General features: G+C 69.6%; 24 protein-coding genes. 13 read left to right on the top strand and 11 right to left on the bottom strand.

Translation table 11 applies throughout. The features are described from left to right. Positions 1–72: 72 nt before the first annotated feature. The 4 genes from ASF08_RS22515 to ASF08_RS22500 are packed head-to-tail and all read left to right on the top strand — an operon-like array spanning position 73 to position 3,526. Positions 73–1,797, top strand: coding sequence for an ArnT family glycosyltransferase (locus ASF08_RS22515; protein WP_056149670.1), 1,725 nt, complete (start codon positions 73–75; stop codon positions 1,795–1,797). After that, positions 1,794–2,561 (top strand): glycosyltransferase family 2 protein, encoded by a 768-nt coding sequence (locus tag ASF08_RS22510; protein ID WP_056149668.1) that lies wholly within the window; start codon positions 1,794–1,796, stop codon positions 2,559–2,561. Before ASF08_RS22515 ends, ASF08_RS22510 begins: the two co-directional genes overlap by 4 nt. Positions 2,562–2,565: 4 nt before the next feature. Beyond that, on the top strand, positions 2,566–2,907 hold the full coding sequence (locus tag ASF08_RS22505) for a lipid-A-disaccharide synthase N-terminal domain-containing protein (RefSeq protein ID WP_056149667.1): 342 nt from the start codon (positions 2,566–2,568) through the stop codon (positions 2,905–2,907). Between the two features lie 10 nt (positions 2,908–2,917). After that, positions 2,918–3,526 (top strand): pyridoxamine 5'-phosphate oxidase family protein, encoded by a 609-nt coding sequence (locus tag ASF08_RS22500; protein ID WP_056149777.1) that lies wholly within the window; start codon positions 2,918–2,920, stop codon positions 3,524–3,526. A gap of 34 nt (positions 3,527–3,560) precedes the next feature. Here the strand turns inward: ASF08_RS22500 and metC are convergent, their stop codons facing one another. Further along, positions 3,561–4,751 (bottom strand): cystathionine beta-lyase, encoded by a 1,191-nt coding sequence (gene metC, locus ASF08_RS22495; RefSeq protein WP_018043680.1) that lies wholly within the window; start codon positions 4,749–4,751, stop codon positions 3,561–3,563. A gap of 288 nt (positions 4,752–5,039) precedes the next feature. Between metC and ASF08_RS22490 the strand changes: the two genes are divergently transcribed. The 7 genes from ASF08_RS22490 to ASF08_RS22455 all read left to right on the top strand — a co-directional run bounded on the left by ASF08_RS22490 (position 5,040) and on the right by ASF08_RS22455 (position 11,941). Continuing rightward, entirely contained in the window at positions 5,040–6,035 is a 996-nt protein-coding gene (locus ASF08_RS22490) for an amino acid ABC transporter substrate-binding protein (protein WP_200931893.1), read from the top strand. Positions 6,036–6,287: 252 nt separating this feature from the next. Beyond that, the gene (locus ASF08_RS22480; RefSeq protein WP_056149663.1) at positions 6,288–7,448 is read left to right on the top strand and encodes an amino acid ABC transporter permease; all 1,161 of its coding nucleotides are present in this window, start codon (positions 6,288–6,290) and stop codon (positions 7,446–7,448) included. A 2-nt stretch (positions 7,449–7,450) separates the two neighbouring features. Beyond that, positions 7,451–8,584, top strand: coding sequence for an amino acid ABC transporter permease (locus ASF08_RS22475; RefSeq protein ID WP_056149661.1), 1,134 nt, complete (start codon positions 7,451–7,453; stop codon positions 8,582–8,584). Further along, complete coding sequence (locus tag ASF08_RS22470; RefSeq protein ID WP_056149659.1) at positions 8,581–9,342, top strand: amino acid ABC transporter ATP-binding protein; 762 nt, start codon at positions 8,581–8,583, stop codon at positions 9,340–9,342. Before ASF08_RS22475 ends, ASF08_RS22470 begins: the two co-directional genes overlap by 4 nt. Before the next feature lie 134 nt (positions 9,343–9,476). Then, positions 9,477–9,884, top strand: coding sequence for a hypothetical protein (locus ASF08_RS22465; RefSeq protein WP_156629689.1), 408 nt, complete (start codon positions 9,477–9,479; stop codon positions 9,882–9,884). 138 nt (positions 9,885–10,022) lie between these two features. Continuing rightward, the gene (gene rarD / locus ASF08_RS22460) at positions 10,023–10,928 is read left to right on the top strand and encodes an EamA family transporter RarD (RefSeq protein ID WP_056149655.1); all 906 of its coding nucleotides are present in this window, start codon (positions 10,023–10,025) and stop codon (positions 10,926–10,928) included. 20 nt (positions 10,929–10,948) lie between these two features. Beyond that, the gene (locus ASF08_RS22455) at positions 10,949–11,941 is read left to right on the top strand and encodes a P1 family peptidase (RefSeq protein ID WP_056149653.1); all 993 of its coding nucleotides are present in this window, start codon (positions 10,949–10,951) and stop codon (positions 11,939–11,941) included. A gap of 159 nt (positions 11,942–12,100) precedes the next feature. Here the strand turns inward: ASF08_RS22455 and ASF08_RS22450 are convergent, their stop codons facing one another. Together ASF08_RS22450 and ASF08_RS22445 are read right to left on the bottom strand one after the other, a co-directional pair. Beyond that, the gene (locus tag ASF08_RS22450) at positions 12,101–12,376 is read right to left on the bottom strand and encodes a hypothetical protein (protein ID WP_056149651.1); all 276 of its coding nucleotides are present in this window, start codon (positions 12,374–12,376) and stop codon (positions 12,101–12,103) included. Positions 12,377–12,412: 36 nt separating this feature from the next. Continuing rightward, the gene (locus ASF08_RS22445; protein WP_027173473.1) at positions 12,413–12,619 is read right to left on the bottom strand and encodes a hypothetical protein; all 207 of its coding nucleotides are present in this window, start codon (positions 12,617–12,619) and stop codon (positions 12,413–12,415) included. Between the two features lie 286 nt (positions 12,620–12,905). Here ASF08_RS22445 and ASF08_RS22440 point away from each other — a divergent pair, with 286 nt between their 5' ends. Next, positions 12,906–14,444, top strand: coding sequence for an ATP-binding protein (locus ASF08_RS22440; RefSeq protein ID WP_056149650.1), 1,539 nt, complete (start codon positions 12,906–12,908; stop codon positions 14,442–14,444). A 12-nt stretch (positions 14,445–14,456) separates the two neighbouring features. Here ASF08_RS22440 and ASF08_RS22435 read toward each other — a convergent pair whose 3' ends face one another. From ASF08_RS22435 to rutA, 8 genes are all read right to left on the bottom strand, one after another. Continuing rightward, entirely contained in the window at positions 14,457–15,767 is a 1,311-nt protein-coding gene (locus ASF08_RS22435; protein ID WP_056149648.1) for a solute carrier family 23 protein, read from the bottom strand. A 109-nt stretch (positions 15,768–15,876) separates the two neighbouring features. Next, positions 15,877–17,082: an O-antigen ligase family protein gene (locus ASF08_RS22430; protein ID WP_056149646.1), complete on the bottom strand. Its 1,206-nt coding sequence runs from the start codon at positions 17,080–17,082 to the stop codon at positions 15,877–15,879. A gap of 3 nt (positions 17,083–17,085) precedes the next feature. Then, positions 17,086–18,294, bottom strand: a complete 1,209-nt coding sequence (locus tag ASF08_RS22425; protein WP_056149643.1) for a glycosyltransferase family 61 protein — start codon at positions 18,292–18,294, stop codon at positions 17,086–17,088. 314 nt (positions 18,295–18,608) lie between these two features. Next, positions 18,609–19,166 carry a flavin reductase gene (locus tag ASF08_RS22420; protein WP_056149640.1) on the bottom strand — a complete coding sequence of 186 codons (558 nt, stop codon included), beginning with the start codon at positions 19,164–19,166 and terminating at the stop codon, positions 18,609–18,611. Between the two features lie 120 nt (positions 19,167–19,286). Continuing rightward, on the bottom strand, positions 19,287–20,066 hold the full coding sequence (gene rutD / locus ASF08_RS22415) for a pyrimidine utilization protein D (RefSeq protein WP_056149638.1): 780 nt from the start codon (positions 20,064–20,066) through the stop codon (positions 19,287–19,289). Continuing rightward, on the bottom strand, positions 20,063–20,452 hold the full coding sequence (gene rutC, locus ASF08_RS22410) for a pyrimidine utilization protein C (protein ID WP_018043664.1): 390 nt from the start codon (positions 20,450–20,452) through the stop codon (positions 20,063–20,065). Before rutC ends, rutD begins: the two co-directional genes overlap by 4 nt. Before the next feature lie 215 nt (positions 20,453–20,667). Beyond that, positions 20,668–21,399: a pyrimidine utilization protein B gene (gene rutB / locus ASF08_RS22405; RefSeq protein WP_056149635.1), complete on the bottom strand. Its 732-nt coding sequence runs from the start codon at positions 21,397–21,399 to the stop codon at positions 20,668–20,670. After that, on the bottom strand, positions 21,399–22,499 hold the full coding sequence (rutA, locus tag ASF08_RS22400) for a pyrimidine utilization protein A (RefSeq protein WP_056149633.1): 1,101 nt from the start codon (positions 22,497–22,499) through the stop codon (positions 21,399–21,401). The genes rutB and rutA overlap by 1 nt, the downstream gene beginning before the upstream one ends. Before the next feature lie 354 nt (positions 22,500–22,853). Here rutA and ASF08_RS22395 point away from each other — a divergent pair, with 354 nt between their 5' ends. Continuing rightward, the gene (locus ASF08_RS22395) at positions 22,854–23,213 is read left to right on the top strand and encodes a c-type cytochrome (RefSeq protein ID WP_056149632.1); all 360 of its coding nucleotides are present in this window, start codon (positions 22,854–22,856) and stop codon (positions 23,211–23,213) included. The last annotated feature ends 6 nt before the right edge of the window (positions 23,214–23,219 follow it).

Genomic DNA, 23,219 nt, shown 5'->3' with positions numbered 1-23,219 from the left:
GCATCGACCGATCGTCAAGGGCTGCCCGTCGGCCCGGAGCCGCCCCATGTCCGCCCCACTGCGTCCCGTCTCATGAGAACCGCCGATGCCGGACATGCCGTCCCGCCCGGCGCCGAAGCGGGTTTCCTCGACAGGCTGATCGAGGCGGCCTCGGCGAGCCATGCCCGCGCCTGCGCCCTGCTCCTGGCTCTCTGCCTCGTCTGTTTCCTGCCGGGCTTCGTCTCGCTCCAGCCGATGGACCGCGACGAGCCGCGCTTCGCCCAGGCCTCGAAGCAGATGATCGAGACCGGCGATATCGTCGACATCCGATTCCAGGGCGAGGCGCGCCACAAGAAGCCGGTGGGGATCTACTGGGTGCAGGCCTCCGTGGTGAAGGGGGCCGAGGCCCTGGGGCTCGACCAGGCCCGCACCACCATCGCGCTCTATCGCGTGCCCTCGCTGATCGGCGCGCTGCTGGCGAGCCTGTTCACCTACTGGGCGGCCCTCGCCTTCCTGCCGCGCCGGGGCGCGCTCGTCGCCGCCGCCCTGTTCTCGGCCTGCATCATGATCTCGGCGGAGGCGCGCCTCGCCAAGACGGACGCCCTCCTCACGGCCTGCTCGGTCGCCGCGATGGGCGCGCTGGCGCGGGTCTGGCTCGGCCGGATCACGCCCGGACGGACGCGGGGCCGGCCCGATCTCACGACCCTGCTGGTGTTCTGGCTGGCCATGGCGATCGGCATCCTGGTGAAGGGGCCGATGGTGCCGCTCTTCGTCGGGCTCGCCGCGCTCGCGCTGTCGCTGAAGGAGCGGTCCGGCCGCTGGCTCATGGACCTGCGTCCCGCCCTCGGCCTCGGGCTGACGCTCGCCATCGTCGCCCCCTGGTTCGTCGCCATCGCCTGGAAGAGCGGCGGCGCGTTCTTCGGCGAGGCGGTGGGGCACGACATGCTGGGCAAGGTCGGCGGTGCCGCCGAGAAGCACGGCGCGCCGCCCGGCACCTATCTGGCGGTGTTCTTCGCCACCTTCTGGCCGGGAGCTGCCTTCGCGGCGCTGAGCGCGCCCTTCGCCTTCGCCAACCGGCGCGACGATGCGATCGCGTTCCTCCTCGCCTGGATCGTGCCCGCCTGGATCCTGTTCGAGGCGGTGCCGACCAAGCTGCCGCATTACGTCCTGCCGCTGATGCCGGCCGTGGCGATCCTCACCCTCCTGGCCGTGGCGCGCGGCGCCCTCGATCCGGGCCGGCGGGGAGCCAGGGCCGTGGCCGCCCTGGTGGTGCTGATCCCGGTCGGCCTGACCCTCGGCCTCGTCGGGGTGGCCTGGACCTTCGACCACGTGATCCCCGTCGCCGGGCTGCCGCTGCTGCTGGCCTCCTGCGCTGCCGCGATCCTCGCTGTCGTCCTGTTCGCCCGCCGCCTGCCCGAACGGGCGCTGGCCTGCGCCATCCTGGCCTCGGCCCTGCTCTCGCCGGCGGTGTTCGGGCTGACCCAGCCGGTGCTCGCGGCGCTGAAGGTCTCGCCGCGCCTCGCCGCCCTCCGCGACGGGCTGCCCTGCGCCGCCCCGAAGGTCGCCAGCCTCGGCTACCGCGAGCCGAGCCTCGTTTTCCTCATCGGGACCGATCTCGCCATGATGAACACCGGTGCCGAGGCGGCGGAGTTCCTGGCAGGGGGCGGTTGCCGCCTCGTCTTCGTCACCGAGCCGTTCCTGGACGAGTTCCGGCGGGCGGAAACAAGCGTTAAGGCTGCCCCGGTGGGCCGGGTCTCCGGCTTCAACATCAACAGCGGCCGGCGGATCGACCTCTCGGCCTATGCGGTGACCCCGTGACCCAAACCGACACAGCCCCCTCCACCCGCTTGTCCATCGTCGTCCCGGTGAAGAACGAGGCCGGCAATGTCGAGAGCCTCGTCACCGAGATCGAGCGCGCCTGCGTGGCCCTGTCCCCGTTCGAGGTGATCTATGTGGATGACGGCTCCACCGACGCTACCGGGGCGATCCTCGCGGATCTGCGCCGCAGCCGGCCCTGGCTGCGCGTGATCCGCCATGCCCGTAGCGGCGGGCAGTCGGCCGCGATCCGCAGCGGCGTCGCCGTGGCGCGGGGCGCCCTCATCGCGACCCTGGACGGCGACGGCCAGAACGATCCGGCCTTCATCCCCGCTCTGGTGGCGGCCCTGGAGGAAGGCGGCCGGAGCACCGGCCTGGCCCAGGGCCAGCGCGTCGGCCGCAAGGACGGGCGCCTGAAGAGCCTGCAATCGCGCATCGCCAACGGCGTGCGCGGCCGCATCCTCAAGGACGACACCCGCGATACCGGCTGCGGCATGAAGGTGTTCCGGCGCGAGGTCTACCGGGCGCTGCCCTATTTCGATGCGCTGCACCGCTTCATGCCGGCCCTCGTCGCCCGCGAGGGCTACCGCGTGGTCCATGCCGACGTGATCGACCGGCCGCGTTTCACCGGGCGCTCCAATTACGGCCTGTTCGACCGGCTCTGGGTCGGCCTCCTCGATCTCGCGGGGGTGTGGTGGCTGATCCGCCGCAAGCGGCCCTCGCCCGAGGCGGTGGAGGTCGCGCTCGTCACGGACAGGGAGGCCTGAACCCATGCTGATGCAGCTTTCGGAAGACCTGGGCGGCTACGCCTATGACATCTTCGTCACCAAGTTCGACGGCTGGCTCGTCTTCGGCATCCTGGCCCAGGTGGTGTTCGGTGCCCGCTTCATCCTGCAATGGTTGGCGAGCGAGAAGGCCGGCCGCAGCGTCATGCCGCTCTCGTTCTGGTTCCTCTCCATCGCGGGCGGGCTGATGACCCTGGTCTACGGGCTGGTGCGGCGCGAGCCGGTCATCATCTTCGGGCAGGCTCTCTCGACGGGCATCTATCTGCGCAACGTCGCGCTGATCCTGAAGGAAAAGCGTCGGAAGCCCGGGGCGGATGCCGTTCCGTGACGTCCTCGGTATGACTCTCCCGACGATTCCGCTGCCGGATTTCTTCGACGATCTCGACGCCAGCCTGGCCCATCTCTGGCGGCTTCTGGAGGACGGGCCGAGGCTGCGCCGCAACGCGTTCCACATGCCGGCCCTCGCCACGGTGGATGCCGACGGCTGCCCGCAGGTCCGCACCATCGTCCTGCGCGAGGCCGAGCGGCGGACCGGGATCCTGCGCTTCCATTGCGACCGCCGGTCCCGCAAGGCCGACGAGATCGCCGCCTCCGGCCGGGCCGCGCTGCACGGCTACGATTCGGCGAGCAAGGTCCAGATCCGGGTCTCGGGCCCGGCCACGCTCCATACCAACGATGCCCTGGCGGATGCCGCCTGGGACGGATCGATGACGATGAGCCGGGTCTGCTACGGCGTGGCGCCGGGACCCGGAACCGAACTCGCCTCGGGCGAGGGCTATTCCCTGCCGGAGACCGACGCGGCCATCGCCGCCGGCCGGCCGAATTTCTGCGCGGTTCAGGTGAGTGCCACCCGGCTCGAATTCCTGTTCCTCGACCGGCGGGGACACCGGCGCGCCGCCTGGAAGCGGGACGGCGACGGCTGGGCGGGGACCTGGCTGGCGCCGTGAAAAACCCTCCTCCCCACAAGGAGGAGGGAGGGGCTCATCCCATCGCGGCGCGCAGCCGTGCGAACCCCGCATCGAGATCGGCCTGCAAATCCGAAATCTCCTCGAGGCCGATATGGAAGCGCAAGCCCGGTCCGCCCGGCTCCCAGCGCGTGGCGGTGCGGTAGGTTCGGCAATCGAACGGGATGACGAGGCTCTCGAAGCCGCCCCAGGAAAAGCCCATCCCGAACAATTCCAGCCCGTCGAGCATCGCCGCCACGGCGTTCGCCGGAGCCGGTTTGAGGACCACTCCGAACAGGCCGGACGACCCGGAGAAGTCCCGCTTCCAGATGGCGTGGCCGGGATCCTCCGGCAGGGCCGGATGCAGCACCCGCAGCACTTCCGGCCGCGCCTGCAGCCAGCGCGCCATGGCGAGGCCCTGGCGCTCGTGCTCGCGCAGGCGCAGGTTCATGGTGCGCAGGCCGCGCAGGGCCAGGAACGCATCCTCCGGCCCGGCGCACATGGCGAAATGCTCGAAGGTGCGGTGGAGCGCGGGCCAGTATCGCTCGTTGGCCGAGGTGAGGCCGAGGAGCAGGTCCGAGCCGCCGCTGAGATATTTGGTCCCCGCCTCCACGGCGATGTCGACGCCCCGCTCATGCGGCGGGAAGAACAGCGGCGTCGCCCAGGTATTGTCCATGATGACGGCGGCGCCGTGCGCATGGGCGACCTCCGCGATGGCCGGCACGTCCTGCATCTCGAAGCTCTGCGAGCCCGGCGCCTCCACCAGCACCGCTTTCGTATTCGCGCGCATCAGCTCGCCGATGCCGGCGCCGACGAGGGGATCGTAATAGGTCACCTCCACGCCGAAGCGCTTCAGCACGCCGTCGCAGAAGATGCGGGTGGGGCGGTAGGCGCTGTCGGTGACGAGGAGATGGTCGCCCGCGCTCACCACGCTCATCAGGGCGACCGTGAGGGCGGCCAGGCCGGAGGGGGTGAGCACCGTGCCCGCCGCCCCGGCGAGCTCGCTCCAGGCCTGGGTGAGCGAATCCATCGTCGGCGAGCCGCTGGTGCCGTAATCGTAGCGCCCGCGCCGGTGCTGCAGGTCGTCATAGGTCGGGAACAGCACCGTCGAGCCGCGATAGATCGGCGTGTTGACGAAGCCATGCTGCGCGGAGGGGTCGCGCCCCGCATGGACGAGGCGTGTGGCCGGGCCGAAACGGGCGGGATCGCGGGGAGGGGTGTTCGACATGGAAACCGGTATGGGGGGAGGGCGGTCGCGCCGCAACCTGAGCCCGGCCTGTGCGATCGCGTCAAGCGGAAGCCCTTGACCGGGCCTGCCGATCCTTTGCAATGCGCGGGCATGATCAACGGTCTCCCGGCATCGTCGACGCCTCATCCGACCCGTTCACCTCATCCTGAGGTGACGCCGCGCAGCGGCGGCCTCGAAGGAGGCCTCCAGATCGCGCGATGCTGGCTGGAAGCCTCCTTCGAGGCCGCTTCGCAGCACCTCAGGATGAGGTTTTGGGTAGGAGGGATCATGCTGTTCTGCCTCACTCCCGCCCTCGCCCAGAACGGTTCCGCCCAAGGCACCCTCGCCCAGGTGAAGGCGCGGGGGCATCTCGTCTGCGGTGTCAGCGGCGGGGTCGCGGGGTTCAGCATTCCGGACAGCCAGGGCCAGTGGCGCGGGCTCGACGTGGATTTCTGCCGGGCGCTTGCCGCGGCGATCTTCGACGATCCGGCCAAGGTGCGGTTCATCCCGCAATCCTCGGCCGCGCGCTTCACCGCCCTGCAATCGGGCGAGATCGACGTCCTGTCGCGCAACACCACCTGGACCCTGTCGCGCGACACCGCCGCCATGAACTTCCCGGTCATCACCTTCTATGACGGGCAGGGGTTCCTGGTGCGCAAGTCCCTGAACATCGCGTCGGTGAAACAGCTCGACCGGGCGACGATCTGCCTGCAGCAGGGCACCACCACCGAGCTCAACCTCGCCGATTGGTTCCGCACGCGGGGGATGACCTACAAGGTCGTCACCTTCGCCAATAGCGAGCAGACGCTGGGTGCCTACGAATCCGGCCGCTGCGATGCCTATTCCACCGACAAGTCCTCCCTCTACGGCGAGCGCCTGAAGACGGCGCATCCGGACGAGCACGTCATCCTCGACGAGGCGATCTCGAAGGAGCCGTTCGCCCCCGGCGTGCGCCAGGGCGACGACCAGTGGCGCGATCTCGTCGCCTGGACCCATTACGCCATGATCGACGCCGAGGAGGCGGGCATCACGCAGGCCAATGTCGAGGAGATGCGCCGATCGGCGCTGAGCCCCGACGCAAAGCGCATCCTCGGCCTCGAGGGCAAATACGGCGAGGGCCTCGGCCTCACCACCGACTGGGCCTACCGGATCGTCCGCCATGTGGGCAATTACGGCGACGCGTTCGAGCGCAATGTCGGTGCGCAGACACCGCTGAAGATCCCGCGCGGCCTGAATGCCCTCTGGAACCAGGGCGGCCTGCAATACGGGCCTCCGATCCGGTGAGGGGGGTGAAGCAGTCCCCCTCTCCCCGCAAGCGGGGAGAGGGTTTCGGCCCCCTCGCCGGGGCCGAAACGAGGCGGCAGCCGAGGGTGAGGGGGGGGCTTCGGACGAGCCTCTTCCGGGGGCACCCCCTCACCCTCGCTGCGGCTGACGCCTTCGCTTGCCGCAGGGACGACGAGGTCCCCGCGGCCCTCTCCCCGCCCAGCGGGGAGAGGGGATGGCGCGCGGATTTCTCGTTCAACGGGAAGCGGCTCCATGGCTGAATCCCGAAAGACCTCCCTGCGCGCCGTGGCGCTCCAGATCCTCCTGGCGCTCGCCGTCGCCGGCCTCGTCTATTTCGCCGCCGGCAACGCCGCGCAGAAGCTCGCCAAACAGGGCATCGTCGCCGGGTTCGGCTTCCTGTCGCGCAATGCCGGATTCGACATCAGCCAGCGGCTGATCCCCTACGCGGCGGCGACCTCGACCTATCTCGATGCGTTCTTCGTCGGGCTCTGCAACACGCTGCTGGCCGCGGCGCTGGGCATCGTGCTCGCCACGCTGATCGGCTTCGTGGTGGGCATCGCCCGGTTGTCGCCGAACCTCCTCGCGCGGGGGCTGGCCTCCGCCTATGTGGAGGCGGTCCGCAACGTGCCGCTGCTGCTGCAGCTCCTCGTCTGGTACGTGGCCGTGCGAGTGGCCCTGCCCTCGGCCGAGGCTCCCGCGAGCCTGGGGCGCGCCTTCGTCTCGCAGCGCGGCCTCGTCCTGCCGCGCCCGGATTTTTCAGGCGCCGCCTGGCTGGTGCCGGTGGCCTTCCTCGCCGGCCTCGCCGCCCTGTCGCTCCTGCGACGGCGGGCGCGCCGCGCGGCGGAGACCGGGCGGCCCCCGGTGCGGGTCTGGCTGCCGGGCCTCGCCCTCACGATCCTCCTGCCGGGTCTCGCCTGGATCGGATTGGCGCTGGCCGGCCATCCGGTCGCGGTCGATTGGCCGGCGCGCGGTCCCTACGACGTCGAGGGCGGGTTGCCGATCCTGCCGGAATTCGCCGCCCTGGTTCTCGGGCTCTCCACCTATACCGCCGCCTTCATCGCCGAGATCGTGCGGGCGGGCCTTTCCAGCGTGGCGCGGGGGCAGGGGGAGGCGGCCTCCGCCCTGGGGTTGAGCCGGGGCCAGAGCTTGCGTCTCGTGGTGGTTCCGCAGGCGATGCGGGCGATAGTGCCGCCGCTCACCAGCCAGTATCTCAACGTCACCAAGAACTCGTCGCTGGCCGTGCTCATCGGCTATCCCGACCTCGTCCACGTCTTCATGGGCACCGTGCTCAACCAGACCAACCAGGCGGTGGAGGTGGTGGCGATCACCATGGCGGTCTACCTCACGCTCAGCCTCGCCACGGCCTTCCTGATGAACCTCTACAATCGCCGCGTGACCATGGTGGAGCGCTGAGGATGCAGGGATTCGTCCGCGCCGATCTCGTCGCCTCGCGCCCGCCGCCCGCCACGGTCGGCGGACCGCTCGGCTGGCTGCGCCGGAACCTCTTCTCGAGCCCGGCCAACGGGCTCACCACCCTGCTGATCCTGGGATTGCTCGCCTGGCTGCTCCCCATCGCGATCCGCTTCCTCGTCATCGATGCGGTCTGGACCGGGGCGTCGGGGGATGCCTGCCGGCCGGAGGTGGCGGGGCGGCCGGTGGGGGCCTGCTGGGCCTTCATCGCCGACAAGATCAACTACCTCGCCTATGGCTCCTACCCCGCGCCGGAGCGCTGGCGCCCGAACCTCGCCGTCGCGCTGCTGGCCCTCTCCGCCGGATGGATGCTCTGGCTCGGGGCGCCCCGGCGCGATCTCGGCGCGCTCTTCGCCTTCCTGGTGTTCCCGGTCTTGGCCTACCTGCTCCTGTCCGGCGCGCCATCGCTCGGCCTCCCGTCGGTGGCGACGGGTCTGTGGGGCGGCTTCCTCGTCACCGTGGTGGTGGCCACGGTGGGCATCGTCGTCTCCCTGCCGCTCGGCATCCTGCTGGCGCTGGGGCGGCGCTCGACCCTGCCGGTGGTGCGCGTGCTCTCCACCGCCTTCATCGAGTTCTGGCGCGGGGTGCCGCTGATCACGGTGCTGTTCATGGCCAACGTGATGCTGCCGCTGTTCCTGCCGGGCGACATCACCGTGGACCGCCTGCTGCGGCCGCTGGTCGGCATCGCGCTCTTCGCCTCCGCCTACATGGCCGAGGTGGTGCGCGGCGGGCTGCAGACCGTGCCGAAGGGGCAGGCCGAAGCGGCGGCGGCGCTCGGTCTCGGCCGAAGCCAGGCGCTGCGCCTCGTCATCCTGCCCCAGGCGCTGAAGGTGGCGCTGCCCGGCATCGTCAACACGATGATCGGCCTGTTCAAGGACACGACCCTGGTCTCCATCGTCGGCATCAGCGATTTCATTCGCGTGCTGGAAGCCTCCCGCGCCGATCCGCGCTGGTCGGCCGCCACCATCCCGGCCACCGCCTACATCTTCGCCGCCCTCGTCTATTTCGCCGTCTGCTTCGGCATGGCGCGCTATGCCGGGTTCATCGAGCGCCGCCTCGCGGCGGGAGAGAGACGATGACGAGTGAATCCTTGAAGGCACCGCAGACTTCCCCCGCCGTCGCGCTCTCCGGCGTCAACAAGTGGTTCGGCGCCCATCACGTCCTGCGCGACGTCGACCTCACGGTGGCGAAGGCCGAGAAGATCGTGATCTGCGGCCCCTCGGGCTCGGGCAAATCGACCCTGATCCGCTGCGTCAACGGCCTCGAGGCGCATCAGCAGGGCACGATCCATGTGGACGGCATCGAACTCACCGGCGCGCAGGCGAGCGTGGACGCCGTGCGCCGCGAGGTCGGCATGGTGTTCCAGCACTTCAACCTGTTCGCCCATCTCACCGTGCTGGAGAATTGCACCCTCGCCCCCGTCCACGTGAAGCGGATGGGCCGGGCGGCGGCCGAGAAACTGGCGATGGGCTATCTCGAGCGCGTCCGCATCCCGCAGCTGGCGGGGATGTTTCCCGGCCAGCTCTCGGGCGGGCAGCAGCAGCGGGTGGCGATCGCCCGCGCTTTGTGCATGAGCCCGAAGGTGATGCTGTTCGACGAGCCGACCTCGGCACTGGACCCGGAAATGGTCAAGGAGGTCCTCGACACCATGGCCGAGCTGGCACGCGGCGGCATGACCATGCTCTGCGTCACCCACGAGATGGGTTTCGCCCGCGAGGTCGCCGACCGCGTGGTGTTCATGGACGAGGGCCAGGTCATCGAGGTGGCGCCGCCGGCCGAGTTCTTCGAGAGGCCGCGCCACGTCCGCACCCAGGCCTTCCTCAGCCAGATCCTGTGACCGCCTCCCGCCCGCGACGGGAGGAAGGGTCAGAAAATGGCACGGTCGGGCCGGACGGCGATGCTCGGGTTCGTTAACGGCCTTGGTTTAAAAGCGGTATTCAAGGTGTTGAGTATTTGTAGAAAGCGTATCGCGTGCGTATTTTGCGCTTCCTCGTCGTCGGCAGCGTCTTCGGCCTGAGCGTCCTGGCGATCGGCTTCGTCAGTGCCGACCGGCTGGCCCATCTCCCCGCCCCGCCGCCGCCACAGATGGTTCGGGCGTCCGTTCCCAGCGAACCGCAGGATACCGGCTCGATCCCGTCGCCGTCCTTGCCCCTCGGCGGCACGGCCAGCGTCTCCACTACCGGTCCCGCCGCACCCCGCCCGACGGGAGCCAGGCCCACCGGATCGAAGCCTTCCCCATCCTCCGCCGCCAAACCCGCGGTGACGAAGACGGCCTCGCTCAAGCCCGCGCCGGCCAAGCCGAAGGCCACGGACGGGTTCGACACCGAGCGTCTGAACGCCCTCCTGCGCGGCGACCCGATCACCCCGCCGCGCCGCTAATCGGCCTCCCCCCTTCCCTGGACGGGGAGGGCGAAGCAGCCCCTCGACGCATCGCTTCCCCCCATCCCGCGCCCGAGCCCCGCTTCGGATCTTGGTGTAAACCCCGTCCCATCCCCGAAGCGGGACGGGAGGAACGTCGTGGGGCTGATCTACGCGCTCGGAGCCTACCTGAGCTGGGGCATCGTCGTACCGGTGCATTTCCGGCTGCTCGATTCCGTGCCGGCCGGCAGCATCCTCGCCCATCGCATCGTCTGGTCGAGCGTGCTCGTGGTCGGCCTGCTGGCGATCCTGCGCCGGCGGGTGCGCAACCCGTTTCCCCTGAGGCGCCGCCACCTTCTCCTCATCGTCTCGGCCGGGCTCATCGCGGTCAACTGGCTACTCTACCTCGTGGCGGTCCAGTCCGGGCACATGCTCGATGCGAGTCTGGGCTATTTCATCAATCCGCTGATGAGCGTGGCGCTCGGCGCCCTCGTTCTCGGCGAGCGGCTGCGGCCGGTCCAGGCCGTGGCGGTGGGGCTCGCCGCCGCCGGCGTGATCCTGGCGGTGGTCCTGGCCGGGCACCTGCCCTGGCTGTCCCTGACGCTCGCCGCGAGTTTTTCGCTCTACGGGCTGGTGCGCAAGGTGGTGGGCGTCGACGCCATGGTGGGCTTTGCCGCAGAGACTTTCCTGCTCCTGCCCGCCGCCGGCCTCTATCTCGTCCTCGCCGCCCCCGCCGTGGTGAACGGCGATCCCGTCCGCCTCGGCCTCCTGCTCCTCACCGGCGCCACCACCGCCCTGCCGCTGATCTGGTTCGCCGCCGCCGCCCAGCGCCTCACCCTCTCCACCCTCGGGCTGATGCAATACCTCGCCCCTTCCTGCCTGCTGGGCCTCAGCGTCCTCGTTTACGGCGAACGCCTGGAGCCGCATCGACTGGTCCTGTTCGTCCTGATCTGGCTGGCGCTGGCGCTCTATGCCGCCGATTCCTTCCGTGCGGCGCGGCGGACCAAGGAACCGCCCGAGCCCGCCGCCGCTGGCCCCGACCGCCCGGGCATGCGATCGTTCTGAGCGAGATTCGGAGGCTCTGGATGCGCAACCGCATCACCGACATCGCCGGCATCACCGTGGGCCACGCCCAGGATGCGCGCGTGGCGAGCGGCACCACCGCGATCCTGTTCGACCCGGCCGTGGTGGCGGGTGTCGACGTGCGCGGCGGGGGGCCGGGTACCCGGGAGACCGACCTCCTCGACCCCGAGCGCACGGTGGAGCGCATCGACGCCCTGGTCCTGTCCGGTGGCTCCACCTTCGGTCTCGACGCGGGGGCCGGCGTCGTGGCCTGGCTCGCCGAGGCGGGGAGGGGGTTTCCCGTCGCCGATATCCGTGTCCCCATCGTCCCCGGCGCGATCCTGTTCGATCTCCTCAACGGCGGCGACAAGAACTGGGGCCGCTTCCCGCCCTATCGCGACCTCGGCTACGCGGCCGCCGACGCGGCGGCACGGGATTTCCCCCTCGGCACCGTGGGGGCGGGCTACGGCGCGCGCACGGCCAATCTCAAGGGCGGCCTCGGCTCGGCTTCCTCCCCGGTGAGCGGCACGCCCGCGCGGGTCGGCGCGCTGGTGGCGGTGAACGCCTTCGGCCGGGTCACGGTGGGGGAGGGGCGGCATTTCTGGGCGGCGCCGTTCGAGCGTGAGGGGGAGTTCGGCGGCCTCGGCTTCCCCGATCCGATGCCGGCGGACGCCTTCACCTGGCACCGCTATGTCCCGCCCGGCGCCAGCACCACCCTGGCCCTCGTCGCCACCGACGCGATCCTCACCAAGGCTCAGTGCCGCCGCCTCGCGGTGATGGCACAGGACGGCCTGTCGCGGGCGATCCACCCCGTCCACACGCCGCTCGACGGCGACGTGGTCTTCGCGGTCTCCACCGGGCGGGTTCCCCTCTCCGACCCCATCACCGATCTCGCCCGTATCGGCGCGGCGGCGGCCGATACGCTCGCCCGCGCGGTCGCCATCGGAATCCACGCGGCGACCAGCCTGCCGGGTCTGGCGATGCCCCCCGCCTGGCGCGATCTGTGGGGCGGTTAGGGGAAAGATATCGGTCAGACTCTCGTCGAGTCCGGCATCGCATGACGCACCTTTTCCACGCCTGCAGCGAAGCGTAGGGTGATCCGGAACCTCACGCGAATACGCGCCACGTCGGCGGCTCACTCGCTTCACCCGCCTTGGGGAAGGGACCCGAGAGGATCACTCGCCCTTGGCATCCTCCACCAGCTGCGCCAGCCCCGCATCCACCTCGGCGCCGAGTAGGGCCCGCTCCGCATCGCTGAGGTCGCGGGCCCAGGCCGGGCCGGCGAACCCGGCGGCGCATTTGGCGCGCTCGGCCGCGATATAGGCTTCCGTTTCCTCCGGCTGCCGGCGCATGGCCTCGGCGAAGCCGAACCAAGCCGCCCGCTCCACCACCGCGAGGCGGGCGCGCAGGCGGATCATCACTGCCCGGTCCGGGCTGACGTCGTTACTCATGGGGCTTCGTTCCTGGGGGATTCGCGCCCGGCCTGCTCAGCGCCGCGGTTCGCAGCGGGTCTTCACGTAGGTGTCCGGATTGTTGCCGTGGCCGGCATTGGCCGCCAGGACCGGCCCCTGCATCATGCATTCCTGAAGCGTGTGAGCAGGCCCCGTGATCACGTCGAGGGCGGTCTCGCGGGAGCAGTCGGGGGCCTGGACCGTCGAGGCGCAGACCAGGGCAACGATGAGAACTGGGTTCATGAGACCGAAATCTAGACGCGCGGGGCAGGGCGGCAAGGGCGGCCTGCAGGAAAATGCAGCGCCCATGGTCGATGGAGCGGCCGTGTGCGCGTCCGCAAAGCCTTGAGCATGGAGCGTCTAGGATGTTCGCCCTTTGCTTAAAAACCTAGGTCAAATAGCCTAGGTCATTATGTCTAATCGGCGAGGCTCGTGCCTGTGGATGCGCCGCCCTCGTGCTCCGCACGCTGGGCTCATCCGTGCTAGGATCGGTCTCGTCGCGGGCGCGATACGGGACAGCGGAGCGGGAATGACGGTGGGGATCGAGATGGGTCTGAGCATGGGTCCGGGCGAAGAGCCCGCCCGGCTCGATCTCGAGGAACTCTTGGCCACCCGACTCCTGGTCCAGGGCAATTCCGGCTCCGGCAAGTCGCATCTCCTGCGCCGCCTGCTCGAGCAGAGCGCGGGCTCGGTCCAGCAGGTGATCATCGATCCCGAGGGCGATTTCGTCACCCTGGCCGAGGCCTACGGCCACGTGGTCGTGGACGGCGCCCATGGGGAGGGCGATCTCCAGGCCATCGCGGCGCGGGTGCGCGCCCATCGGGTCTCCGTGGTCCTCACCCTGGAGAGCCTCGACATGGAGGCGCAGATGCGCGCCGCCGCCGCCTTCCTCGGCGGCCTGTTCGAGGCCGAGCGCAGCCATTGGCACCCCGTCCTCGTCGTCGTCGACGAGGCGCAGATCTTCGCGCCCGCTGCCGCCGGCGACGTCTCCGACGAGGCGCGCAAGGCCTCTCTCGGGGCCATGACCAACCTGATGTGCCGTGGCCGCAAGCGCGGGCTCGCCGGCATCATCGCCACGCAGCGCCTCGCCAAGCTCGCCAAGAACGTGGCGGCCGAGGCCACCAACTTCCTGATGGGCCGCACCTTCCTCGACATCGACATGGCCCGCGCCGCCGACCTGCTAGGCCTCGACCGCCGCGGCGCCGAGCGGTTCCGCGATCTGTCTCGCGGCGAGTTCGTGGCCCTCGGCCCCGCGTTGAGCCGCCGGCCGCTGGCCCTGCGCATCGGTCCGGTCTCCACCTCGGCGCGCTCGGGCTCGCCCAAGCTCGTGCCGCTTCCCGCTCCCGCCGACGCGGATCTGCGCGCCCTCATTCTCACCCGCTCGGCCGAGGATGGCCCGGCCTCCTGGGCTCCGGCACCGCGCACTCCGCCGACGCCCCGTGCGAGCCCCGCCGACCTCCTGCGCGAACTCAGCGCCTACCGGCCCGAGCCCGTCGATGCGCCCGAGCCCTTGAGCGAAGAGGAGCTGCGCGCCGGCCTCGACGAGGTGCTGCGCGGCATCGCCGCCGACCCCGATGCCGGGCGCCAGCCCGTGGCCGTGATCTACCAGGACTTCCTCGTGCGCTGCCGCATGCGCGGGCTCGACGGCGAATCCCTCACCCTCGCTGCCTTCCGCCGCCGCCTCGGCGTGGCGCGGGCCGGGTTCGACGGTGAGGCCTCCCCGGCCGACGGGGACGGGCGCTGGGACGAGGCGCAGGCCGCCGCCGCCAACCTGCCCGACGAGGTCCAGGGCCTGTTCCTGCTCCTCGCCCGCGCGGCCCTGGCCGGAGAGCCCTGCCCCGGCGACGAGGCCTTGGCGCGGGCCATCGGCAGCCGCTCGCCGGGGCGCGCCCGGCGGCTCCTCGCCTATGTGGAGACGCGGGGCACCATCGTCTGCCGCACCGATTTTCGTGGGCTGCGCGTCATCGCCCTGCCCGTCCTCGGCTGCGAGACCGGGCCGGGCGACCCCAAGGCGACACTGCCGGGAAGCGCCGTGCCGGAGATGCCGGGGCTGTTCGCTGCCGAATAGGCCGCGCCGTCGTCACACCCGCGCGCGTCCGATCCTCGTCATGCCGAGGAGGTGATAGATCAGGATGGCGCCGAATGTGGCGGTGCCGATGCCGCCGAAGGCGAAGGACCCGAATTTCAGGGTGAGGTCGCCCGCGCCCAGCACCACGGCGACGCCCACGGTGAGGAGGTTGCGGGCATTGGCGAAGTCCACCCGGTTCTCCACCCAGATCCGCCCGGCGGTGGCGGCGATCAGCCCGAACACCACCACCGAGAGACCGCCGATCACCGGCACCGGCAGGGTCAGGATCAGCGCCCCGAATTTCGGGCAGAGGCCGAACAGGATCGCGGTGAAGCCGGCCACCACGAAGACCAGGGTCGAGTAGATCCGGGTCATGGCCATGACGCCCATATTCTCCGCATAGGTCGTCACCCCCGTGCCGCCGAGCCCGCCCGACAGCATGGTGGCGAGGCCGTCGCCGAGGAAGGCGCGGGCGATGTAGGGGTCGAGGTTGCGGCTCGTCATCGCGCCGATGGCTTTGATATGGCCGAGATTCTCGGCGATCAGCACCACGAAGACCGGGGCGATGAGGGCGATCGCCTTGGGGTCGAAGACCGGTGCCACGAAGCCCGGAACGCCGATCCAGGGGGCGGCCATGACGGCGGAGAAGTCGATGGGCTTGGCGAGACCGAACCCGTTGGCGAGGAGGAGATAGAGCAGGTAGGCGAGGGCCGCCCCGATCAGGATCGGCAGGCGCCGGGCGAGGCCGGGCGCGTAGATGGTGATGACGCTGACGATGACCACCGTCAGAAGGCCGAACCAGGTGTCGAAGGCGGAGGCCGAGATGATCCGCGTCGCGATCGGCGCGAGGTTGAGGCCGATGGCGGCCACCACCGCGCCGGTCACCACCGGGGGCATCACCCGCTCCACCCAGGCATAGCCGACGAGCCCGATGACGGCGCCCACGAGGCCGTAGAGCAGGCCCGCCGCGACGATGCCGCCGAGCGCCACGGCGATGTTGGGGTTCGGCCCCGCCCCGGCATAGCCCGTGGCCGCGATCACCACCCCGACGAAGGCCGCCGACGAGCCGAGATAGCTCGGCACCCGGCCGCCCGTGGCGAGGAAGAAGATCAGCGTACCGATGCCGGAGAAGAAGATCGCCAGGTTGGGGTCGAACCCCATCAGGATCGGCATCAGCGCGGTGGCGCCGAACATCGCCACCACGTGCTGGAAGCCGAGGAGCAGGGTCTGGCCCGCGGGCAGCCGCTCGTCGGGCATGACGTCCGTGGCCTCCGACGTCGCATCCCTGGCGCGCCAGACGGGGAAATAGGGTTCGGCTGCCATGATCGCGTCGTCTCCGGACCGGTGTGGGCGTGTGATGCGGATCGCGTGATGCAAGGAGCGTGGCAGCCGCACCCCATGGAGCGGCGGTGCGACGCTTCGGGACGATGTCCTAATCCGACCCGGTCGCGGCCTCCTCCGACCGCCCCGCCAAGGCGAAGGCGATGGGCAGCCAGAGGAAGAAGAAATGCATGTTCACGAACGAGAACGGGTTGGGAAGGTCCGATCCCATGTAGCCGAAGCTGAAGATCAGCGCGGCGGCGCAGAACGTCGAGAGCCCTCCGTCGACGGTCGCGAGGCGACGGCAATAGACGAAGGTCATCGCCAGGGCGGCCACCAAGGCCGGGACGCCGAAATACATCGCCGTGCCGAAGAGGCCGTTATGGGCGTGGTTGAAGAGCGAATCGGCAAAGCGGAAGACGGGCGTGAAACCGAGCAGGGGCCTCTGCGAGATATGCTCGAACACCCAGGTCCAGATCTGCTGGCGGCTGGAGGGACGGCAGAAATTCGACTGGTCGACGCAGAGCATCGCTCTCAGCCAGGGCTCGATCACGATCAGCGCCGTGGTGAGGCTCCAGGCCAGGAGGGCCACCGCGAAGAGCCGCCAGCCGGTGAGACGCCAACCACCCGGACGCCACGGCAGCCGCGTCGCCGCCAGGGCGACGACCGTCGCGAGGATGGGACCGCGGCTCTGGGTCATGGCCACGGCCACGAGAACCGGCAGCGCGGCCAGGGCGACGAGGGCGATCGTCGCGGGCGCGGCCGGGCGTGACCGGTCGCCGAGGAGGGCGACGATGCCGATCAGGGCGATGCAGAGGCCGCCGGCTCCCGGGATGGAGTTGGACGGCCGGCCCAGCGGCACCAGCCTGTCCGCCAAGGAGAGACCCGCGCCGAAATGCAGAACGAGCGTCAGGAGGGCGCTGAGGCTGGCCACGGCAAAGAGCGCGCCCAGGATGAAGCGGAGGCCGCAACAGGCGAGCAGGCGCCGTCCCGCCAGGAGGGCGACGGCCAGGAGCGCGAAATTCGCCACCGCATCGCTCGCCGGCCCCAGGGGAATGCCATTGACGAGCAGGCCGAGCACCGTCCAGGCGGCGAAGCCCGCGAGCGCGGCGAGCCCCCATTCCAGGGGGCGCGGCAGGCGTTCGCGCAGGAGGGTCGGATCGCTCACGGCGATGGTGACGAGCCCCGCGATCATCAGCTTGGCCGAGAGGTTCTTGGCGATGAAATAGGCGGAGACCAGCAGCAGGAGGTAGCCGGCCACGCACAGGACGTTCCGCACCATGAGGCCGCGTGCCGAGGTATCCGGGATCGTCGTCATGCGTCAGGCCCCGGCATGGAGTCTCGATGCGGGTTCCACAGCACGGAGGATGGCCTCCGCCGTGGCCGCGGGATCGATCGCGAAGGATTGCCGGGCGCCCTCCGGGCCGCCCAGGATCGGCACGTAGTCGGCCCCGCCCTCACTCGCCCAGTGAAGCACGGTGCTCTTGCGGGAGGTCGAGGCCATCAGCTCGACGACGGTGGCGCCGGGCTTGCAGAAGATCGTGTTGGCCAGGGCGGCGCCGTGCACGGCGGCCACGACGTCGGCACCCGCTATCGCCGCCATCTGCTCGGCATGGTTGCCCCATCCCGGCTCGAAGATGCGGAAGCCCGCGCGTTCCAGCCGCTCGACCAGCGCGTCCTCGCCCTCCACGACGCGCAGGCGCTGGTTGCGGCGCCGGAGATAGAGCTTCGAAGCCGGCGGCGTGACCGGATGCCCCCGATAGGCCGCACGGAAGATGGCCCGTGCCGTATCCAGTGCCTGGGGTACGCCGAAGATCCGTTCGATATTGGGGCAATGGCTCCGGGCATAGACATAGCGCTCCGTGACCACATGGTCCGTCGCCTTGAGCACGAGTTGCCGGATCGGGTAGCCGAGCGCCTTCAGCCCATGGAGAAAGGCGGTCACGAGGGGCGGGTGCGAGGCCGTGACGAACACCGTCTCCTCCCGCTTGTCGATGGCACCGACGCGCACGGCCTCGCAGATCGGCATCAGCACGTCGGTGAGGAGATGGCCGAAATGGAAGACGGGCGGGATCGCGAGGCAGCGCTCCGTCAGGACGATCTTGCGCAGGCCGATCGGTGCGGGGTGGCAGAAGGCCCAGCGCGCCTGGCCCCGCTGGCCGAGGGAGATCTGGCGGCCCGTGTCGTAATCGGCGGGGATCACGGTGTGGCCGGGAATCAGGACGCCGCCGATCCCGGCGATCATCGTGCGGGTGGTGTCCCCCGTGCAGGCCGTCTCCAGCCCGTTCATCACATCGGCGTTGTGGCGGATGACGATGGCCCGCGCCGCGTCGTAGCTGGGCGCGCAGAGGCGATGTGTCCGGGTCTCGTCGCTGATCACCCGCGCGCGGTCGGCCGGCCAGGCGAAATCCGGGAAGTAACCTGTGCTCCGCCGCAGGGCGGGATGCCAGCCCAGCAGGGCAGTGCTGAAGGCCGACGCATAGGGTTTCAGATCGAACAGGCGTTCGAGGAAGGTATGGTGCCGAGCCAAGCAGGTCCCCCACGAAATCGCACGCTCGACCCTACGGCACCATTGGTGAAGATCGTTGGAACGACACAACCGAGTCTATGGTCTCGCCCCGCAGCGTAGGGCGAACTGTGTATTTCGAATGCCCGATGCAAATAGAGAGCTTGGCACGCCCGGTCGAACCCGGTTCTCCGGCCCGATGCCGTGGCGCATGACAAGTCCGACGTCGTTCAATGGCTATGCGGTAAGCAGCCCCGGTGGATAAATCAACATCCTCCCGCCCATCGAGCTTGCGCGCTTCGACGGCCTGATGGGCCGCATGGTTCGGATGCGCGGCGTCAGAGCGCCCCCAGCAGGCCGTCCGTCTTGCGGGCGGGCGCGGGTGACGCCGGCGATGACACGGGCAAGGTGTGGTAGCGTCGGCCGGCATAGACGAGGCCCTGTCCGCCGCCGGGCTCCGAGAGATCCACCACCTCGCAGAACAGCACGTCGTGGCTGCCGACGGCGTGGCGCGCGACGATGCGGCAATCGAAGGCGGCGAGCGCCCCCTCCAGCACCGGCGCCCCGGTGGCGAGTTCGCCCCACGCCGCCGCGGCGAAGCGCTCGTCCATGGGGGTGCGACCGCCGAACGCACCCGCGATGCCGGCCTGCTCGCCCGACAGGGTGTTCACGCACAGGAACTCGTTGGCGCTCACCGCCGCGTAGGCCGAGGAGGTGCGGTTGATGCAGACCAGGAGGGTCGGCGGCGCGTCGCTGACGCTGCAGACGGAGGAGGCGGTGAAGCCCGCCCGTCCTCCGGGTCCATCGCTGGTGACGAGATGGACCGAGCTGGCCAGATGCGACATCGCCTCGCGGAAGGCGCCGGCTTCGACCGTGGGCATCGTCGTCTCGCTCATGGCCGGGGGCTTTCCTCTCAGCGGGTTCAGCGAAAGTGGTCACCGGTTTTGCGCCTCAAAACCTGCGACACTTCAAAGGCTTGAGCGAGGTGACGCGTTGGCTTGCCAATGCGAACCTGCTCAGGGTCGGTCGAGAAAGGCGAGGAGGGCGCGGTTGAACGCCTCCGCCTGCGTCACGCTATGGGCGTGGCCGCCGCCCTTGGCCAGATCCAGCCTGGCGTCGGGCAGGGCCGCCGCGAGCCGTTCCGAGCACAGATAGGGCACCAGCACGTCGTCTTCCGCCGCCATCACCAGGGTTTCGTGCGGGATGTCGGCGAGACGATCGCTGAGATCGAAGGCCTCGAGTGCCGCGATCCGCCGAAACGTGTTCTCAGGCCCGGGGAAATGCGCCAGGGCATGGGCCTCGTCCGCCGCCACCCGCCCGGCGTTGAGGGACAGCCAGGGCGCCGGGTAGAGGAAGATGGCCTGCGCGGCCACATAGGCGTCCGGTCCGGCATGGGTCAGCAGCGCCTTGCGGGCGGCAAAGCAGCGCTTCGTCGCCGGATCGGCCCGGTCCCAGCCGTTGACGACCACGAGGCGCCCGACCCGGTCGGGATGGGTGCGCGCGAGTTCGAGGCCGATCAGGCCGCCCAGCGCATGGCCGACGATGTCGGCGCTGGCGATGCCGAGATCGTCCAGCACCCGGAGCGCGTCGCGGGCCATCGCCGCGATGTCGTGGCCCTCCTCCAGGGTATCGGGCGAGCGCCCGGTGCCGCGATGGTCGTAGCCGACCACCCGGAAGCGCTCGGCCAGAGCCGGAATCTGCGGCGCGAAATAGCCGCAGGAGCCGCCGAGACCCGGCGAGAGCAGGATGGTGCGCGCTCCGGCCCCGTGGATCTCGTGGTGGATGGCTGCGCTCACGGCTTGCCCACATGCGCGATGGTGGCGATCTCCACCAGGGCGTCGGGCTTCACCAGGCCGCACTGGATGCAGTAGCGCGCCGGCTTCTCGCCGGGGAAGTAGCTGGCATAGACCGCGTTGATCGCGGCGTAATCGGCCCAGTCCTTCAGGAAGATGTGGTTGAAGGTGACGTCGTCCATGGTGCCGCCGGCCGCCGTGACGACGCCCTTGATCGTCTCCAGCACGTGGCGGGTCTGGGCGCCGGCATCGCCCACATGGACGACGTTGGCGTCGGCATCCAGCGGCAGGGTGCCGGAGACGTAGAGCACGCCGTCGGCGAGGGTGCCCGGCACGTAGGGGGCGAGCGGCTTGCCGGTGCCGGGGGGAATGATCACGGTCTTGGGCATGGTTCGCAGTACTCCCGTTCGATCGTCGAAATGGCCGACTTCGTCGCCTGTGTTGCCTGTGTCGTCTTGCCCGCCCGTGACCTCATCCTGAGGTGCCGCAGCGTAGCGGAGGCCTCGAAGGAGGCTTTCAGCTCGCTCCCAGGGGCCTGGAGGCCTCCTTCGAGGCCCGCTGACGCGGGCACCTCAGGATGAGGTCACTGGCGGGAGGGAGGATGTCACTCCGCCACCACGGCGTCCCGCTCAGACAGCGCCGCTTTGAAACTCGCCACGTCCGAGACCCAGCCGAAGAAGGTCTCGATATTGGCGAGCGCGCCCGCCTGGAGGCTGTCCGGCCCCGCCTGATGCGTCGCGTCGGCGAGGACGACGCCGAAATATTCGAGGAAGAACCCGTCGCGCAGGGTCGATTCCACGCAGACGTTGGTGGCGATGCCGGTGAAGACCAGGGTGCGGATGCCGGCCGAGCGCAGCAGGCTGTCGAGCTGGGTGTTGTAGAAGCCGCTGTAGCGCGGTTTCGGCAGCACGATGTCGCCGGGTTCAGGCGCCAGCGCATCCACCAGGGCGTAGTCCCAGGTGCCCTTGGCCAGCAGCCGCTCGTTCATGTCGGGGCGGCTGCGCATGGTCTTGAGGGCGTTCGACTTGTGCCAGTTCGGTGAGCCCGGCCCTCCGGCTTCCACATAATCCGGGTCCCAGCCGTTCTGGAACCAGACGATCCTGATTCCGCGTTTTCGCGCGGCGGCGACGGCCGTCGCGATCTTCTCGATGACCGGCCCGGTCGCCGAGACGTCGAACCCGGCGAGATCGAGGTAGCCGCCCTTCGTCGCGTAGGCGTTCTGCATGTCGACGACGATGAGAGCCGTGGCCTCGGCATCGAAGGCGATGGGTTCCGGCCGCGCGGGGAGGGTGATGCCGCCATGGCGCCCGGACGGATCGTGATAGCCGGCGACCATCACGCCACCTTCGCCATCGGCACCGCATCGGCGGTGACATGCGCCCGCGAGCGCATCAGCGGCTGGATGCGGGTGCCGTAGGCGTCGAGGCCTTTGAGGAAATCGTCGAACACCAGCAGAACGCCCTCGGTGCCGGGCACGGTGGCGACCTCGTCGAGCATCCGCGCCACCTCCGCGTAGGAGCCGACGAGGGTGCCCATGTTGATGTTCACCGCCGAGGTCGGGTCGGCCATCTGGCGCACGTTGGTGTCCGAGCCGGATTTGGTGTCGGCCGCCCCCTGGACCCCGAGCCAGGCGATGGCTTCCTGATCCGCTCCCGCCTTGTAATGCTCCCATGTGGCGCGGGCCTCCTCGTCGGTCTCGGCGGCGATGATCATGAACAGCACGTAGGACGACACGTCCCGGCCCGTCTCGGCCTTGGCGAGTTCCAGCCGCTCCACCGTGGGGGCGAAGGCTTTGGGCGTGTTCACGCCCTTGCCGAAGCAGAAATTGTAGTCGGCATATTTCGCCGTGAACGCCATGCCGGCGGCCGATTGGCCGGCGCAGATGATCTTCATCTCCGCCTGAGGCCGGGGCGAGAGCCGGCAATCGTCCATCTGGAAGAATTCGCCCTTGAGGTCGCAGGACCCCGTCTCCCACAAATCGCGCAGCACCTGGGCGTATTCGGAGAGGTATTCGTAGCGCCGCGAAAAGTACTCGTCGCCGGGCCACAGGCCCATCTGCGAGTATTCCGGCCGCTGCCATCCGGTGACGAGGTTGAGGCCGAAGCGGCCGCCGGAAATGGAATCGATGGTGGAGGCCATCCGCGCGGTGATGGCGGGGGGCATGCACAGGGTGGCCGCGGTGGCGAAGAGCTTGATCCGGCTCGTCACGGCGGCGAGGCCCGCCATCAGCGTGAAGGATTCGAGGTTGTGGTCCCAGAACTCGGTCTTGCCGCCGAAGCCCCGCAGCTTGATCATCGACAGGGCGAAATCGAACCCGTAGCCCTCGGCCTTCAGCACCACCTGCTTGTTGAGCTCGAAGCTCGGTCTGTATTGCGGCGCGTTCTCCGAAAGGAGCCAGCCATTGTTGCCGATGGGGATGAAGACGCCGACATTCATGGCCGCCTCGCTATTCTGGCGGAGATTGGACGATGGGATCCAATCCCGGTCAAGGTTGCGAACGGAAGAGTGCCCTGTTCGTCCCGTTCGATGATGAACGGTAGCTGTTTGGACCATATGGTCAAACTCGAAATCGACCTTTTCGGCCGTTTGCTCAAACTCTCTTCGATCTGCTCTGCGGGAAGGCGGTTTCTGCTGAAACGGCGGGCGGGCTCGAGCAGGTTCGCGTCGGCGGCCCGGTTCATCCCCCCGCCGTGACACGTTCTCGTGAGGTCTCACTCGCGGACATTGCCTTCGCGGAGGGCGCGGTCAGTTTTCTGGAGGTATTCAAAACAACCACGGAGAGGAAACCCCATGCGGTACCCGATGCTCGGTGCTCTCGTCGCGATGCTGCTTCCGATGGCGGCCCATGCCGAAGGCGATGCGGCCGCCGGCGAGAAGGCGTTCGCGCCCTGCAAGGCCTGCCATGCCTTCGGCAAGAACGGTGTCGGCCCGGATCTGACCGGGGTCGTCGGGCGCAAGGCGGCCTCCCTCGACGGGTATTCCTACTCGGCCCCGCTCAAGGCGTCGGGCATCACCTGGGACGAGGCGAACCTGCACGAATGGCTGAAGAACCCGAAGGCCAAGGTGCCGGGGACGAAGATGGTGTTCGCCGGCTATCCCGACGACAAGAAGATCGACGACGTGATCGCGTATCTCGCCTCGAAGAAGTAGGCCATT

This window comes from Methylobacterium sp. Leaf85 (assembly GCF_001422125.1).
GTDB classification, from domain to species: Bacteria; Pseudomonadota; Alphaproteobacteria; order Rhizobiales; family Beijerinckiaceae; genus Methylobacterium; species Methylobacterium bullatum.
This window is presented reverse-complemented; position numbering and strand designations above follow the sequence as displayed.